This window comes from Sagittula stellata E-37 (genome assembly GCF_039724765.1).
In the GTDB taxonomy this organism is placed as follows: domain Bacteria; phylum Pseudomonadota; class Alphaproteobacteria; order Rhodobacterales; family Rhodobacteraceae; genus Sagittula; species Sagittula stellata.
The window spans coordinates 3,690,769-3,706,778 of the sequence record NZ_CP155729.1 but is presented as its reverse complement, the minus strand read 5'-3'; the positions used below and the strand labels follow the sequence as shown (position 1 = coordinate 3,706,778).

Sequence of the window (16,010 nt, the reverse complement as noted above, 5' to 3'; positions counted from 1 at the left end):
AATACTCGAATTCGCGCCCGAAGGGCGCGCGGGTCGGGTCGCCGCAGGCGAGCCGAAACCCTAGGAGCCGGTCATGACCCTTCCCACGCAGGCCCGCGTCGTCATCATAGGGGGCGGTGTCATCGGCTGTTCCGTTGCCTACCATCTGGCCAGGCTCGGCTGGTCGGACATCGTCCTGCTGGAGCGCAAGCAGCTCACCTCCGGCACCACTTGGCACGCGGCGGGCCTGATCGCGCAGCTCCGCGCCACGGCCAACATGACGCGGCTCGCGAAGTACAGCCAGGAACTCTATGGCACGCTTGAGGAAGAAACCGGCACCGCGACCGGCTTCCGTCGCACCGGGTCGATCACCGTGGCGCTGACCCGCGAACGACACGAGGAGCTCAGGCGGCAGGCGGCGATGGCCCGCGCCTTCGGTGTCGAGATCGACGAGATCGGCGTGGCAGAGATCGCGGCGAAGTATCCGCATCTCAACACCGACGGCGTTGTCGGTGGAGTCTATCTGCCGAAGGACGGGCAGGGCGATCCGGCCAACATCGCGCTGGCCATGGCCAGGGGCGCCCGGATGCGCGGCGCGGTGATCGCGGAAGGCACGAAGGCGGTGCACTTCACCCGGCAGGGCGACCGTGTCGGCGCCGTCGACTGGCGGGCGGAGGACGGCACGTCGGGCACCATCGCCTGCGATCATGTGGTCAACTGTGCCGGGATGTGGGGGCGCGACGTCGGGCGAATGCTGGGCTCCGACGTGCCGCTTCAGGCCTGCGAGCATTTCTACATCGTCTCGGAACCCATCGCGGACCTGGGCGCGCTGCCGGTCCTGCGGGTGCCGGACGAATGCGCCTACTACAAGGAGGACGCAGGCAAGCTGATGCTCGGCGCTTTTGAGCCGAAGGCCAAGCCCTGGGCGGTCAAGGGCCTGCCCGCCGACTTCGAGTTCGACCAGTTGCCGGAAGACTTCGACCACTTCGAGCCGATCCTCGAACAGGCTGTGCACCGGATGCCCGTGCTGGCGAAGGCGGGCATCCACACCTTCTTCAACGGGCCGGAGAGCTTCACCCCGGACAATGCCTACTACATGGGGCTCTGCCCGGGCACCGATAACGTCTGGGTCGCGGCGGGCTTCAACTCCATCGGTATCCAGTCGGCGGGCGGCGCGGGCATGGCGCTGGCGCAATGGATGGTGGATGGCGCGAAGCCCTTCGATCTGGGCGACGTGGACATCGCCCGCGCGCAGGGGTTCCAAACCAATCCCGCCTACCTCTCGGCTCGGGTGTCCGAGACGCTGGGGCTGCTCTACGCCGATCACTTCCCCTACCGTCAGAAGGCCACCGCGCGTGGCATCAGGCGTTCGCCCCTGCACGACCGGCTGGAGGCGCATGGCGCCGTCTTCGGGGAGCTCTCGGGCTGGGAACGCGCCAACTGGTTCGCCGGAGCGGGGCAGGCGCGGGAATATGCCTATTCGTGGGGGCGGCAGAACTGGTTCGACAATCAGCGGGTCGAACACATGGCGCTGCGCGACGGTGTTGGCCTCTACGACATGTCCTCTTTCGGCAAGCTGCGGGTGGAAGGGCGCGATGCGGCGGCCTTCCTGAACCACGTCTGCGGCGGCGATGTCGATGTGCCTGCGGGGCGGATCGTCTACACGCAGTTCCTGAATGCGCGTGGCGGGATCGAGGCGGATGTGACGGTGACCCGGCTGTCGGAAACCGCCTTCCTCGTGGTCACACCTGCCGCCACCCGGCGCGCGGATGAAACCTGGCTGCGCCGTCACGTTGGGGATCGCAACGCCGTCATTGCCGACGTGACGGCGGGCGAGGCGGTCATAGCGGTCATGGGGCCGCGCGCCCGGGCGGTTCTGGAAGGTTGTTCGGACGGTGATTTCTCCAACGCGACCAACCCCTTCGGCACAGCGCGGCAGGTCCATGTCGGGATGGGCGAGGCGCGGGTGCACCGTGTGTCCTACGTGGGCGAACTGGGGTGGGAGGTTTATGCCTCCGCCGACATGGCCGTGCATGTCTTCGACGCGCTGATGGCGGCCGGAGAGCCCGAAGGCCTTCGGCTGTGCGGCCTGCACGCAATGGATTCCTGCCGGGCGGAAAAGGCATTCCGCCATTTCGGCCACGACATCACCTGCGAGGATCATGTGCTGGAGGCCGGGCTGGGTTTTGCCGTCAAGACCGACAAGCCGGACTTCATCGGGCGCGACGCCGTTCTGGCCAAGCGTGAGGCCGGGCTGGACCGACGCCTCGTGCAATTCCTCCTGACCGACCCGGAACCGCTGCTCTATCACAACGAACCGATCCTCAGGGATGGGGAGATCGTCGGACATCTGTCCTCCGGCGCCTATGGCCATGCCTTGGGGGGCGCGATCGGTTTGGGCTATGTGCCCTGCACCGGTGAAAGCGCCGATGCGCTGCTGTCGTCCGCTTTCGAGATCGACGTGGCGGGTGTCCGGGTGGCGGCGCGCGCCTCGCTGAAGCCGATGTACGATCCGAAGGGCGCGCGGACCCGGGCCTGAGACAAACGCCTTCCGGCGCGCCCGTTCAATGCCTTGGCGGGGTCTTCATGCAGAGGGCTTGGATGGCCTTGGCATCCTTTGGTTGTCTGCGGGTACAGGGGCCCGGCCTCGGTTTTGGACCTGAGCGCGCAGTAGGTATTTTTGCCAAGATGAAGGAGGCGGTTGCGTGCCTGTCATTCCGGCGGGCGCTGTGAGGGCAGGGTGTGTGCCCCTTGCCGAGGCAGGGGCATTCTGGCAGAGGCTGCGGCATGAGCGAGTATTCTCCGCCTTCCGGCGACATCGTGGTGCTGCATGAAGACAGCGATCTGCTGGTGGTAGACAAACCGGCGGGACTGCTCTCGGTGCCGGGAAAGGGCGCGGCGCTCGCGGATTGTCTGCTGAGCCGGCTCGAGGCGGCCTTCCCAACGGTGCGGCTGGTGCACAGGCTGGACCGCGACACATCCGGCGTGATGGTGTTCGGCCTGACGGCCCACGCACAGCGGCATCTGGGCGCGCAATTCGAGGCCCGGAAGACAAAGAAGACTTATGTGGCGCGCGTGGCCGGGAGGCTCGCGCCAAAAAGCGGCGAGGTAGACCTTCCGCTGATCGTCGACTGGCCGAACCGTCCGCGCCAGATGGTCTGTCACGATAACGGGAAGCCTGCGCTGACCGGCTGGAAGGTGATGAAGGCGTCGGACGCGGAAAGCCGGGTGCGTCTTTTCCCGCACACCGGACGCAGCCATCAGCTTCGCGTGCACATGCTGGCGCTCGGGCATCCGATCCTGGGCGACGAATTGTATGCTCCGGAGACGGCGGCGCAGTATCCGCGCATGATGCTGCATGCGGAAGAATTGCGGTTGAGCCATCCGGAAAGCGGCCGGGGCATGAGCTTCCGCCAGCCCGCGCCGTTCTAGGCGGCGCGCGGCGCATGTCGGACAAGCAAAAGGGCCCTTCCGGGCCCCTTCGGTCATTCAGTGCAGTGTGCGCCGGTTATTCCGCGGCCCAGCCGGAAACGGCCTTCACCTCGACGAAGTCGTGGATGCCCCAGCTTCCGCCTTCGCGGCCATTGCCGGAGGCTTTCATTCCGCCGAACGGCGCGCCCGGGCCGCGGGACTTGCCGTTCGTTTCCACCATGCCGGAGCGCAACTGCCGCGACAGGCGGTGGCGGCGTTCGGTGTTCTCGGACTGCACGTAGTTGGTCAGGCCGTAGGGGGTGTCGTTGGCAATCCGGACGGCCTCTTCCTCGGTGTCGAACTTCATGATCGAAAGCACCGGGCCGAAGATCTCCTCGCGCGCGATGGTCATGTCGTTTGTCACGTCGGCAAACACGGTCGGGCGCACGTAGAAGCCCTTGTTCAAGCCGTCGGGACGCCCGGTGCCACCGGTTACCAGCCGCGCGCCTTCGTCGATGCCCTTCTGGATCAGATCCTGGATCTTCTCCCACTGGGTCTTGTTGACCACGGGTCCGATGTGGCGGCCTTCTTCGGAGGCGGGACCGACCGTCACCTTGGCGGCGGTGGCGGCGGCTTCCTCGACGGCGGCGTCGTAGCGCGATGCTTCCACCAGCATCCGCGAGGGCGCGTTGCAGGACTGACCGGAGTTGTTCATCATGTGCAGCACGCCACGCTTCACAGCCTTTTCATCCGCGTCGGCAAAGACGAGGTTGGCGCCCTTGCCCCCCAGTTCAAGGTGCACACGCTTCAGCGAATCGGCGGCGGCCTTGGAGATCAGGATGCCCGCACGGGTGGAGCCGGTGAAGCTGACCATGTCGACATCCGCATGGGACGACAGTTGCGAACCAACGCCCGCGCCATCGCCGTTCACGAGGTTGAAGACGCCCGGCGGCAGGGCGGCCGCATCCATGATTTCGGCGAAGACCATGGCATCGATCGGGCTTTCCTCCGATGGCTTCAGGACCATCGTGTTGCCAGCCACCAGCGCCGCGCCGACCTTCAGCGTGATCTGGTTCATCGGCCAGTTCCACGGGGTGATCAGCGCGCAGACGCCGACCGCCTCGTGCAAGATGCGGGTGTCGGGATGATCCGGGTTCAGCGGCTTTTCCCACTCGAACGCCTTTGCAGCGTTGATGAAGTTCTTCAGGTGGTTGAGGCCGGCGCCGATCTGTGCCGACCGTGCGAGGTCGAGCGGGGCGCCCATCTCCATCGAAATGGCCTTTGCGAGGTCCTCGGTGCGCTCCTTGTAGGCGGCGTAGACACGTTCGAGCGCGGCGATGCGGTCCTCGGGCGGCGTGGCCATCCAACCCGGAAGCGCGGCCTTCGCGGCGGCGACGGCGGCATCCGTGTCGGCCTGACCGCCAAGCGAGATCACCGCGCAGGGGTCCTCGGTCGAGGGGTCGATCACTTCGTGGTCGCGACCGTCCAGCGGGTCGACCCAAGCACCGTTTATGTAGAATTGACGACGTTCGATCATCTGAGTGACCCTCCCAGTCCGGTGTTTTCCCGACCGTACGGTCGGATAATGGCATTACTCTTGCACCGAGGAGAGGTGGGTGCAAGGGAGGGGTTTACAAGGGCAGTCTGGAACGTATCTAAGTCCCGCAACCCTGAACCCGAGACAGTCGGACAGAAAGGACCCCTGCCATGGCATTGCGCATCAACGACGAGATTCCGAACCTCCACGTCGCCACCGATTTGGGTGAGTACGACCTGCATGACTGGATCGGCGACAGCTGGGCGATCCTGTTCTCGCACCCCAAGGATTTCACTCCGGTCTGCACGACCGAATTCGGCGCCGTTGCACAACTGGCGGACGAATGGGCCAAGCGCGGGACCAAGGTGATGGGGATCTCCGTCGACGGCGTCGAGGAGCACAAGAAGTGGAAAGGCGACATCGAGAAGACCGCAGGCGCGACCGCCGGTTTCCCGATCATCGCGGATGACGGGCTCGAGGTTGCGAAAGCGCTCGACATGCTGCCCGCCGACGCCTACCTGCCGGATGGCCGCACCCCAGCGGACAGCGCCACCGTGCGCTCGGTCTTCATCATCGCGCCGAACAAGAAGGTGCAGCTGATGATGACCTACCCGATGTCGGTGGGGCGCAACTTTGCCGAGGTGCTGCGCGCTCTGGACGGGCTGCAGCGCACGTACAACCAGCCTCTCGCGACGCCGGCCAACTGGGAGACCGGTCAGGACGTGATCGTGGCCCTGTCGCTGGACAACGAGGCGGCTGCGGCGAAATACGGCGAGCTGGACATCAAGCTGCCTTACCTGCGCTTCGCGAAAAACCCGGACTGAGCCGGAAAGCCCCCGGCCAGCGACAGGGCCCGTAGGCAAGATGAATCGACGCCTCCGCAGACATTTGCGGGGGCGTTTTCGTTCGCCTCTTGGGCGCTCGGCCGTTTCGGATGAGCGGTTATGCGTGACGGCTGGACGTGCTCTTGCACCGGGGGCGCGGGTGGACCACGTGCCAAAGCGCGGCGGACGGGCTCGCAAGGTTTATTGACAAATGGCTTTCATGGTCGCGTTCGGCGCCTGTGCGCATGGCGGCCCGGCTTGAAGTTTCCCCGAAATCCGTTCCCTATGAAGGGGAAAGGGGCAAGACATGCGTGAACCGTTCCAGTTGGGCAACGAAATCGTGAGACCGGGCGAGCGCCGGACCGTGGACCTTCCGGTCTCCGTTCTGTCGGATCACACGCCGGTCACGCTGTCTGCGCATGTGATACATGGCCGCAAACCCGGACCGGTGATCTTCGTGTCGGCAGCGGTGCACGGCGACGAGGTCATCGGAGTGGAAATCGTGCGCCGCCTGTTGCGGGCCGGGCCGGTGGGGCGCCTGTCGGGCACGCTGATCGCCGTGCCGATCGTGAACTCCTTCGGGTTTCTCAACCAGTCGCGCTACCTGCCGGACCGGCGTGACCTGAACCGGGTCTTTCCGGGGCACAGCGAAGGGTCGCTCGCGGCGCGGCTGGCAGAGTTGTTCATGACCCAGGTCGTGCGGCGCTGCGACGTGGGCATCGATCTGCACTCTGCCGCCGTGGGGCGCGAGAATTTTCCGCAGATCCGTCTGACACCGGGCAGCGCGCGTCTGCGGGAACTGGGCGATGCCTTTGCCGCGCCGGTGACGATGATCTCCAAGGTGCGGGACGGATCGCTTCGGCTGGAAGCGGGGGCGGCGGGCGTGGACGTGCTGCTGTACGAGGCGGGCGAGGGGCTGCGGTTCGACGAATTCGCCGCGCGGGCCGGTGTCGCGGGTATCCTGCGGGTGATGGAAAAGCTCGACATGATCCCGGGTCGTGGCGTGCCGAAGGCACGGGGGCTGTCGGTCTTCTGCGAGCGCTCCGCGTGGGTCAGGGCGCCGTCCGGGGGCCTGTTGCGGACCCTGAAGGGCAACGGCGAATACGTCGACAAGGGGACCGTTCTGGGAATCGTGACCGACCCATTCGGCGAGCAGGAGGCCGAGGTCCGGACGGACACGGCGGGCATCGTCATAGGGCGGACGAACCTGCCGGTCGTCAACGAAGGCGACGCGCTGTTCCATATCGCCCAGCCCGCGCTCCGCAAACAGGCCGAGGCGGCGGCCGACGGCGGTTTCGATGGACACCTCGACGCGCCCGCGCTGTTCGACGAGGACGAAATCATCTGAGCGCCGGACCCGCGGGAGGTTGCGCACCGCGCGGTGGCTTGCGATACCGCCCGGGCAGCAGACGAGGACCGCCCGATGAGCTTTACCCTTGCAACCTGGAACATCAACTCTGTGCGCTTGCGGAAGGCGCTGGTGTCGAAACTGATGCAGGAAGAGGCGCCGGACGTGCTGTGCCTGCAGGAGTGCAAGTCCCCGGTGGAGAAGATCCCCCACGAGGTCTTTGCGGAGCTGGGCTACCGATACATGGTCGGGCGCGGGCAGAAGGGCTACAACGGCGTGGCCATACTGTCGCGGCTCCCGTTGGAGGACGTGGGCGACAAGGACTTTGCGGCCCTCGGACATGCACGCCACGTGGCGGCGCGGCTGGAAAACGGCGTAACGATCCACAACTTCTATGTCCCGGCGGGCGGTGACGAGCCGGACCGCGAGAAGAACATCAAGTTCGGGCAGAAGCTGGATTACCTGACGGAGATGCGCGACTGGTTCCACACGGAGCGACCGGAAAGGGCGATCCTCGTGGGCGACCTGAATATCGCCCCGCGCGAGGACGATGTTTGGGACCACAAGAAACTGCTCAAGATTGTGTCGCACACCCCTATCGAAGTGGAACACCTGGGGGCCGCGCAGGATGCGGGCGGCTGGGTGGACATCACGCGAAAGGACATCCCCGACGGCCGGCTCTTTTCGTGGTGGTCCTACCGCGCGAAGGACTGGGACGCGGCGGACAAGGGGCGGCGGCTGGACCACATCTGGGCCACGCCCGACATCGCGGACGCAGGCCATTCGAGCCGTATCCTGCGCGCCGCCCGAGGTTGGGAACAGCCCTCCGACCACGCCCCGGTGTTCGCGACCTTCGATCTTTGAAAGGAGGTGGGGTGTAACCCCACCCTACGCTTGGCCGGACGGTCCGGGCGCGTGTGCCACGATCGTCCGTCTGGCGCTGTCGTGAAACGGTTGCGAGGGCGCGGCCCGCGGTGTGGCGAGGTCGGTATACCCGACGCACAGACCACGGCTTGTCTCAGGGGGCCTGCGGGGCTGCCGCGCCATCGGGCAGGGCCATTGGCCGGAGTAGACTGCGTGAAACGACGTCCTCTTCTTCGAAACCCATGCGTGGCGCGAGGGTCGCGAAGACGATCAGGGACACCACAAGCGACACGAATGCGGTGAGGCGTCCGTTGAACGGCCTGAACGGGGTGACCACGGCGATAGCGGAAAAGGCGATTGCAAGGCCGATCAGCATGACCGGAATATCCGATGACACGGGATGCCCTCCTCTGACTACGCCGTCTGCGATCATGGTTACTCAGGTGTTATTAACAAAGGGATAAGGCACGCCCGGACACCTGCGGCGCGCCGCACCCTTGCAACATGTCCCTGCGTGAGCCATCTAGCTGTCTGACGCATTCGAACCCGGAGGGGAGAGACGATGGAGCTGAATCTGCAGCCGCAAGGCCAAACGGCGGGCGATCTGGTCAAGGACATCACCGAGGCGGACTTCATGGCAGAGGTCGTTGACGCCTCCATGAAGACGCCGATCATCGTCGATTTCTGGGCGCCGTGGTGTGGCCCTTGCAAGCAACTCGGGCCTGCGCTCGAGAAAGTCGTGACCGCCGCCAAGGGCGCGGTGAAGATGGTGAAGGTCAACGTCGATCAGGCTCAGGCGATTGCCGGTCAGCTGCGAATCCAGTCGATCCCCACGGTCTATGCCTTCTGGCAGGGACAGCCGGTGGACGGCTTTCAGGGCGCGTTGCCGGAGTCGGAACTGAAGGCCTTTGTCGATCGTGTGGTGCAGGCGGCCGGTGGTGACGCGGGCGGCGGTCTGGATGACGCGCTTGCCGCCGCCGAGGAAATGCTGGAGCAGGGCGCTGCCGCAGATGCGGTCGAAGTGTTCGCCGCCGTTCTCGAAGAGGACCCGGTGAACGCCAAGGCCTACGGCGGGATGGTCCGCGCGCATATCGCCACGGGCGATCTCGATACGGCAGAGGCGGTCCTGAACGGCGCTCCGGTGGAGATTTCCAAGGCTCCTGAGCTTGAAGCCGCACATGCGCAGATCGAACTGGCAAAGCAGGCCGCGCAGGCCGGCCCGGTTGCCGAACTGACCGCGCAGGTGGAAGCGGAACCCGACAACCTTCAGGCGCGCTTCGACCTTGCGAAGGCGAAATACGCGCATGGGGATTCGGAAGGTGCCGTGACGGAGTTGCTGGAGGTGTTCCGGCGGGACCGGGAGTGGAACGACGGCGCGGCCAAGGCCCAGCTCTTCACCATCTTCGAGGCGCTGAAGCCCAACGATCCCGTGGTGCTCAACGGACGCCGCAAATTGAGCTCGATGATATTTGCCTGACCGGGCATGCGGTCTAGGTAGCCGGGTATGACACGCATTGGCGATCTCCCGGACATCATTGCAGTCTTTCCGCTTCCCGGGGCACTTCTGCTGCCCCGTGCAAGGCTGCCGCTTCACATCTTCGAGCCGCGTTATCTTCATATGCTGGACGACAGCCTGAAGACGGACACACGCCTGATCGGCATGGTGCAGCCGCTTGCCACGCCGGGGCGAGAGGGCGGGCTGAACAAGATCGGTTGCGCTGGCCGCGTGACGCAGTTCTCGGAAACAGAGGACGGGCGTTACATGATTACCTTGTCCGGAGTCTCACGGTTCCGGGTGAAGGAAGAGCTGGAGGGTTTCCATCCCTATCGGCGGTGTCGTGTGAGCTGGGAAGGCTTCGACCGGGACAAGGCAGGCCCGGAAGCGGACCGTTGCCTGGATCGGGACTCGTTCCTCGATCTGCTGGACCGGTATTTTTCCGCACGGGACCTGTCGGTGGACTGGCAGACCCTGCAAGAGGCGGAAGACGAGCTGCTGGTCAACTCGTTGTCGATGCTTCTGGATTTCGGGCCAGAGGACAAGCAGGCGCTCCTTGAGGCGCCGTCTCTGACGACCCGCCGCGAAACGCTGGTGACGCTGATCGAATATGCCCTGCGGGGCGGCGAAGAGGATGTGCTGCAATGAATGCTAAAACGCAGGATCCTGGGCAAGGGATGGCCGAGGCGGTGAGCTTCGACCGCAGGATGCTGGAGGCGCTGGTCTGTCCGGTGTCCCAGTCGGTCCTGAGCTACGATGCCGACCGGCAGGAGCTGGTGAGCGAACCCGCCGGTCTCGCCTATCCGATCCGCGATGGCATCCCGGTCATGCTGGTGGACGAGGCGCGTCGTCTCGACCCTTGAAGACAGCGACCGGCCGTGTCAGGCGTAGTTGAGCGCGCGGGCGAAGACGCCGGTATCGGCATTGCCGCCTGACACGGTGCAGATCACGTTGTCCGACTCAAGCTCGTCGCCGTGAAAGAGGGCTGCCGCGAGCGCCACGGCGCCACCGGGTTCCGCCACGATGCGCAGTTGACGGAAGGCCATGGCCATGGCGCGCAGCGCCTCTTCGTCGGACACGACCACACCCGGCCCGCACAAGCGGCTTACGATTGGGAAGGTGATTTCACCAGGTTGGGGCGTCAGGATGGCATCGCAGAGACCGCCTGCCTCGACCTTGTTGCGCTCGCGCATACCTGAGCGAAGCGACCGAGCCGTGTCGTCGTAGCCCTCTGGCTCGGCGGGACGCACGCGGAACTCCGGCGCGCGGGCCTCCAGCGCCAGAGCGATCCCGGCCGTCAGCCCGCCGCCGCCGCAACAGGTCAGCACCTCTGCCTTTGAAATGCCGAGGTCCGCCGCCTGTGCTGCGATTTCCAGCCCACAGGTTCCCTGTCCGGCAATCACCTCGGGCTCGTCATAGGGGCGGATCAGGGTCAGTCCGCGCGTCTCGGCGATTTCTGCCCCGATCGCCTCGCGGGAGGCGCCGCCGGCTCGATCGTAGAGGATGACCTCCGCACCGTAGGACCGCGTGCCCTCGATCTTCGCCGAAGGGGCATCGGCGGGCATGAGGATCACTGCGGCGGTGTCGAGCAGGCGGGCCGCATAGGCCACGCCCTGCGCGTGATTGCCGGAGGAAAAGGCGATCACGCCCCGGGCGCGCAATTCGGGAGAGAGAGCGCTGAGCGCCGCGTAGCCGCCGCGGAACTTGAAACTGCCGGTCTTTTGCAGGCACTCCGGTTTCACGTAGACCGCCCGCCCGGCCAGCGCGTCGAGCGCCGGGGAAGACAGGAGCGGCGTGCGGCGCACGACGCCGTCTAGACGCGTTGCGGCGGCCTCTATCATCTGGATGTTCATTAATATCTCCGGGGGAGGCGGCGCACAGCCCCGCCCTACATTTTGTCGCGCGGGGAAGGTGCTGTGCACGCCGCGCACTGTCAAGCGTTGCCAGCCGGCGTCACCCCCGATCTTGTGCCGGGGCGCGCCAAGCGGCACAAGGCGTGGCGATGATTGAACGGATGGCGGAAGCGGATGGAATTCGGAGCTGGGCGTACTATTCGCCTTGCGAAGCGTGGCGCTACGGGCTGCGGCGGGTCTGGGGGGAGGGACCCGAACTTCTGTACGTCATGCTGAACCCCTCGACTGCGACAGAGCTGGCCAACGATCCGACCATCGAACGTTGCCAGCGGCGGGCCGTTCAGCTTGGGTTCGCTGGAATGCGTATCGCCAATCTCTTTGCATGGCGTGCGACCCGCCCGCAGGACCTGCGCAAAGCCACCGATCCCGTGGGGCCGGAGAACGCGGCGCTGCTGGACGACTGGTGTGACGGGGCCAAGATGACGCTGGCCGCATGGGGCGTCCACGGTGCGCTGATGGATCAGGGTCCCGGGGTGGCGCGTGGACTGACCGGTGATGTCCGGCACTTGGGGCTGACCCGCGAAGGCCATCCGCGCCATCCGCTCTACGTGCCCTACGCGCGTCAGCCCGCCCCGTGGCCGGTCGACGCGCGCTACGCCCCCGCAGGAGGGTAACGGGAATTCTCCGGAAGCGCGCGACGCTTCCTTAACCTGTTTCGGGGAATTTCGTTGTCGGGACTCGGGTGACCTGTGATCATCCGCAAGCTTTGCATCGGGACAGCGTACCATGTTTTTTCTCGTCGGATTGTTGGGCATGATGGCCGTGGGATCTATCGTGATCGCCGGCACTGCCGACGTGGAGGAAGATCTGGCCGACAATGGTATGGGCCCGGACGACACCTCCAACGAAGAGGATGCCGGTTCGGACGGCAGCATGATCACCGACTTGGCGGACACGACCGGGACCTCGTGCGGGGGAGAGGTGATCGCATGGCCTGGACCGTCTGCCGACCCGGCGGACATCCATGACGAAGATCCGGAGGTCGGCGGACCTGATGCGTCCGAACTGCAAAGTCTGTTCGACTTGATGGGACTGTCCGGGCTGTTCTCCAAGAGCCAGGCGGATACGTCTTCGGTCTTGCCGGCGCCGAATGTCACAGCCGCCGGCGACGGGGCCGGCGAAGGCGGTGCTGGCTTGAACGCCGCTGGGACGGACGACAGCGACACGCTCAGCGGCACCGACGCCACGGATCTTCTGAACGGAGGCGGCGGCAACGACGTCATCGACGGGAAGGCGGGATCAGACGACCTGCGTGGTGGCGACGACGCCGACACCCTCCTGGGCGGGGAAGGGGACGATACGCTCCACGGCGATGGCGGAGACGACGTCCTGCAGGGGGATGGCGGTGCAGATGTCCTGTACGGACACGACGGCAACGACAGCCTCGCCGGGAACGGCGGCGATGACGTGTTGCAGGGCGGATTGGGGGAGGACGTGCTGGACGGCGGCACCGGCAACGACGCCCTGCATGGCCGCGAAGGTGCCGATCTTTTGCGCGGCGGGCGCGGCATCGATACGCTGTTCGGCGGCTGGGGCGACGACGTCCTTGTCGGTGTCACGCGCGATGCCGAAGGCACGGACCTGGATGCGGGCGACTTTCTGAACGGCGGGGATGGGGCGGACACGATCATCGTGGGCTCCGGCGACCTCGTGCATGGCGGCGAGGGTGCGGATTCGCTGATACTGGGCGACTGGATGACCAGACAGGCGTCGGAGCTTGTCGATTTCGACGCGGTCGAGGATCAACTGGTGATCGTGTTCGACGACGGTCCCGGAACACCTGAACCGGAATTGGAAATCCGTGTGTCTGCCGATAACTCCGAAGTCACTGAGATTGTCCTGAATGGGCAGGTGCTGACAACCCTGCCGACCAACGACGCGCCGACCTTGGATGGGCTGGTGCTTGTGGGCGAGAGCATGGCCGACGCATTGGTGGGGTAAGGTGGGGCCCAGCACCAGACTGATGCGATCAGCCGGGGCGGATGTGCCGCAGGTGTTGTGGATAGGGCCTGGCTTTGACCGGGGACATACCCGTGAAGAACCACATATGGTTCGCACCCGTTGGCGCCAGGACGGAGCATCTGGTGCCCGACACTTCGGTTCCAGGTGTTTCCGGTTCCGTTCAATTGATGGATAAACGAGCTGCGCTTCCTAAGTGATCGCCGGGAGCAGGCGGATGCAAAGTGTGTCAGGGCACCGCGGCACAAACGGTCTTTCCAAACCAGATGGAATCGCGTATGCGCACGCATCCGTTCGGGTCAGCCGGGCGGATTTCTCCACGGGCCCTGCTGGACGACATCCCGGCTTGCGCCATGACCCTTAATCCGAAAGGAGACCCCGATGTCGATCACTGCAGAAGAAAAAAACCGTCTGATGAAGGAATACGCGACGAAAGAGGGCGACACCGGTTCCCCGGAAGTCCAGATCGCGATCCTGACCTCCCGTATCACCACCCTGACCGAGCACTTCAAGACCCACAAGAAGGACAACCACTCCCGTCGTGGTCTGCTGAAGCTCGTCGCACAGCGCCGTAAGCTGCTGGATTACCTGAAGGCCAAGGAAGAGGCACGTTACACGAACCTCATCAAGAGCCTTGGCATCCGCCGCTAAGACATTCGGATTTTTCCGAGGGACAGGCGCCCGCTCCGACAGGAGCGGGCGTTTTTCGTTTGTCGATGCTTACTCCACGGTGGCAAGCGCCGAGTCGCGCGCCATTGTGTTTTGCGACGCGGGGCGGGCATTGCACCGTTCGACCCAACCGCGAATACCTGCATCGTCCGGCACGAGGTCGGGCATCCACCGGAACAACGAACTCACGATGAGATCGGCGACGGAGAAGCTGTCGCCAACGAGGTATTCCCGTGCCTTCAATGCGCTTGAAAGGCGGTCGACCACCTCTTGCCAGCCGCGGAAGTTGGATCGAAAGCCCGGATTTTCGATGTTGAGGAACTTGGCCACCACCACAGGCTCCACCACTCCTGCGTACCAGGCCAGCCATTCCAAGCACTTGGCACGGTCGGGCGTACCGGAGGGCGGCAACATGCCGGCGTCCGGGAAAAGCTCGCACAGATGCTGGGCGATCGCGATACTCTCGACGATGACTGTCCCGTCGTGATCCAGTGCGGGGACCTTCTTTTCCGGGTGCGGATTGCCGGCGTCGGGGCCGCCAGACCCATCCGCACGGGTGATGTTGACCGTGCGCACGGCGACGGCGTCCTCGGCGCCGAGTTCCTCGATCAACGTGACGATGCGCGAGGATCGGGACATCGGAGAATGGTAGAGCGTTAGCATGGCTTGGTCCTTGTTGCAGTGTGTACCGCTAGCTAACCCAACCCCCTGCCAGTTTATGGCAGGGAAGGACCGCCTCACACCAGGTCGGGTTCCCGTCCGACGCGGTTGGCGAGCCTGCCGATTGTCAGACCCTGCACGATGATCGAGAAGACGACGATCACGTAGGTGGCGGTCAGGATCAGCGATTTCCATTCACTCTCGGGCAGAGACAGGGCGAGGGCGACGGAAATGCCGCCTTTCAGCCCGCCCCAGGTCATGATCGGGATGACACCCCGAGCGAAGGTCTGGAAGGGTTTCAGCATCAGGACCGGCACAACGACGGCAACCGACCGCCCCAGCAAGGCCAACGCGATACAGAACACTCCGGTGACGAGCGCGTCCATGTCGAGTTGCACGGCAAAGATTTCCACGCCGATCAGCATGAAGAGCACCGCGTTCAGGATCTCGTCGACGAGCACCCAGAACTTCTCGACGTATTCGCGGGTCGTCTCCGACATGCCGTGCTTGGCCCCGATATCGCCGATCAGCAGCCCGGCACAGACCGCTGCGATGGGGGCGGAAACATGCAACGCAATGGCAAGCTCGTAGCCGCCGAAGGCAAGCGCGAGCGTCATGAGGACCTCAAGGGAGTAGTCGTCGATGTGACGCATCACCCGGAAGGTCAGCCAGCCCAGCACGAGGCCAAGCGCCGCCCCGCCGAGGGCCTCTTGCGCAAAGAGCCGCAGCGCTTCGAGTGCGGGGGAGGCTTCGCCGCTGCCATGCGCCCCGTGCGCTGCGGCTGCCGGGAAAGCGAGCCCGATCAGCACGAGGTAGACCACGTATCCCACACCGTCGTTGAACAGGCTCTCGCCCGCGACCTGCGTTTCAAGGGACTTGGGCAGGTTGGCCTCCTTCAGGACGCCCATGACCGCGACCGGATCGGTGGGCGAGATCAGCGCCCCGAAGACCAGGGCCACAAGGATCGGCGCGCCGGTCAGCCAATGAAAGCCAAGACCGATGACACCGGTCGACAGGGCGACGCCTGCGGTGGCCATCAGCAGCACGGTCGGCCAGACGTCCTTCAGATCTGACAGTTTGACGTGCAGCGCACCGGCAAAGAGCAGCAGGCCCAGCATGCCTTCGAGCAGGGCATCGGAAAAGTCGATGTCTGTGACTATGGTCCTCAAGTCGTCCGCCAGCGTGAGGCTTGGCACGACCCTGTCCAGCAGGAGGGCACCGATGGAGGTAAGCAGCGCCACGACGAGGATGCCGATGGCGGAGGGCAGCTTCAGAATGAAGTAGTTGATCGTGCCGAAGAGGGCGGAGAGGACGATCAGAAGCGATGCGATCTGGAGAATGTTCATTGGCA

The 16,010-nt window shown here is 65.0% G+C and carries 16 protein-coding genes; 11 read left to right on the top strand and 5 right to left on the bottom strand.

Annotated features, from left to right (window positions below; genetic code table 11):
- Positions 1–73 precede the first annotated feature (73 nt).
- Together ABFK29_RS17675 and ABFK29_RS17670 are read left to right on the top strand one after the other, a co-directional pair.
- Positions 74–2,518 carry a GcvT family protein gene (locus ABFK29_RS17675; protein WP_005859084.1) on the top strand — a complete coding sequence of 815 codons (2,445 nt, stop codon included), beginning with the start codon at positions 74–76 and terminating at the stop codon, positions 2,516–2,518.
- A gap of 248 nt (positions 2,519–2,766) precedes the next feature.
- On the top strand, positions 2,767–3,411 hold the full coding sequence (locus tag ABFK29_RS17670; RefSeq protein ID WP_005859082.1) for an RluA family pseudouridine synthase: 645 nt from the start codon (positions 2,767–2,769) through the stop codon (positions 3,409–3,411).
- A gap of 76 nt (positions 3,412–3,487) precedes the next feature.
- Here ABFK29_RS17670 and ABFK29_RS17665 read toward each other — a convergent pair whose 3' ends face one another.
- Positions 3,488–4,927 carry an aldehyde dehydrogenase family protein gene (locus ABFK29_RS17665; RefSeq protein WP_005859080.1) on the bottom strand — a complete coding sequence of 480 codons (1,440 nt, stop codon included), beginning with the start codon at positions 4,925–4,927 and terminating at the stop codon, positions 3,488–3,490.
- A 170-nt stretch (positions 4,928–5,097) separates the two neighbouring features.
- On the opposite strand from ABFK29_RS17665, the gene ABFK29_RS17660 reads away from it, so the two are divergent.
- The 3 genes from ABFK29_RS17660 (at position 5,098) to ABFK29_RS17650 (ending at position 7,963) form a co-directional block, all read left to right on the top strand.
- Entirely contained in the window at positions 5,098–5,751 is a 654-nt protein-coding gene (locus ABFK29_RS17660; RefSeq protein ID WP_005859078.1) for a peroxiredoxin, read from the top strand.
- 307 nt (positions 5,752–6,058) lie between these two features.
- A complete protein-coding gene (locus tag ABFK29_RS17655; RefSeq protein ID WP_005859075.1) occupies positions 6,059–7,099 on the top strand; it encodes a succinylglutamate desuccinylase/aspartoacylase family protein in 1,041 nt (346 codons plus the stop codon).
- 75 nt (positions 7,100–7,174) lie between these two features.
- On the top strand, positions 7,175–7,963 hold the full coding sequence (locus ABFK29_RS17650) for an exodeoxyribonuclease III (RefSeq protein ID WP_005859073.1): 789 nt from the start codon (positions 7,175–7,177) through the stop codon (positions 7,961–7,963).
- 154 nt (positions 7,964–8,117) lie between these two features.
- Here ABFK29_RS17650 and ABFK29_RS17645 read toward each other — a convergent pair whose 3' ends face one another.
- Positions 8,118–8,360 carry a hypothetical protein gene (locus tag ABFK29_RS17645; RefSeq protein ID WP_157136483.1) on the bottom strand — a complete coding sequence of 81 codons (243 nt, stop codon included), beginning with the start codon at positions 8,358–8,360 and terminating at the stop codon, positions 8,118–8,120.
- Between the two features lie 165 nt (positions 8,361–8,525).
- Between ABFK29_RS17645 and trxA the strand changes: the two genes are divergently transcribed.
- The 3 genes from trxA to ABFK29_RS17630 are packed head-to-tail and all read left to right on the top strand — an operon-like array spanning position 8,526 to position 10,321.
- Positions 8,526–9,440 (top strand): thioredoxin, encoded by a 915-nt coding sequence (trxA, locus tag ABFK29_RS17640; protein WP_005859070.1) that lies wholly within the window; start codon positions 8,526–8,528, stop codon positions 9,438–9,440.
- A gap of 27 nt (positions 9,441–9,467) precedes the next feature.
- A complete protein-coding gene (locus ABFK29_RS17635; protein WP_005859069.1) occupies positions 9,468–10,106 on the top strand; it encodes an LON peptidase substrate-binding domain-containing protein in 639 nt (212 codons plus the stop codon).
- Positions 10,107–10,135: 29 nt separating this feature from the next.
- Positions 10,136–10,321: a Trm112 family protein gene (locus tag ABFK29_RS17630; protein ID WP_005859068.1), complete on the top strand. Its 186-nt coding sequence runs from the start codon at positions 10,136–10,138 to the stop codon at positions 10,319–10,321.
- An 18-nt stretch (positions 10,322–10,339) separates the two neighbouring features.
- On the opposite strand, the gene ABFK29_RS17625 is transcribed toward ABFK29_RS17630, so the two are convergent.
- Positions 10,340–11,311, bottom strand: coding sequence for a threonine ammonia-lyase (locus tag ABFK29_RS17625; protein WP_005859067.1), 972 nt, complete (start codon positions 11,309–11,311; stop codon positions 10,340–10,342).
- Positions 11,312–11,460: 149 nt separating this feature from the next.
- Here ABFK29_RS17625 and ABFK29_RS17620 point away from each other — a divergent pair, with 149 nt between their 5' ends.
- From ABFK29_RS17620 to rpsO, 3 genes are all read left to right on the top strand, one after another.
- Positions 11,461–11,985 (top strand): DUF1643 domain-containing protein, encoded by a 525-nt coding sequence (locus ABFK29_RS17620; protein WP_005859066.1) that lies wholly within the window; start codon positions 11,461–11,463, stop codon positions 11,983–11,985.
- 112 nt (positions 11,986–12,097) lie between these two features.
- Positions 12,098–13,312 carry a calcium-binding protein gene (locus ABFK29_RS17615; protein ID WP_005859065.1) on the top strand — a complete coding sequence of 405 codons (1,215 nt, stop codon included), beginning with the start codon at positions 12,098–12,100 and terminating at the stop codon, positions 13,310–13,312.
- A gap of 399 nt (positions 13,313–13,711) precedes the next feature.
- Positions 13,712–13,981, top strand: a complete 270-nt coding sequence (rpsO, locus tag ABFK29_RS17610) for a 30S ribosomal protein S15 (protein WP_005859064.1) — start codon at positions 13,712–13,714, stop codon at positions 13,979–13,981.
- Between the two features lie 69 nt (positions 13,982–14,050).
- Here the strand turns inward: rpsO and ABFK29_RS17605 are convergent, their stop codons facing one another.
- Entirely contained in the window at positions 14,051–14,662 is a 612-nt protein-coding gene (locus tag ABFK29_RS17605) for a glutathione S-transferase family protein (RefSeq protein ID WP_040604566.1), read from the bottom strand.
- A gap of 74 nt (positions 14,663–14,736) precedes the next feature.
- Positions 14,737–16,005 (bottom strand): cation:proton antiporter, encoded by a 1,269-nt coding sequence (locus tag ABFK29_RS17600; RefSeq protein WP_005859062.1) that lies wholly within the window; start codon positions 16,003–16,005, stop codon positions 14,737–14,739.
- Positions 16,006–16,010: the final 5 nt, after the last annotated feature.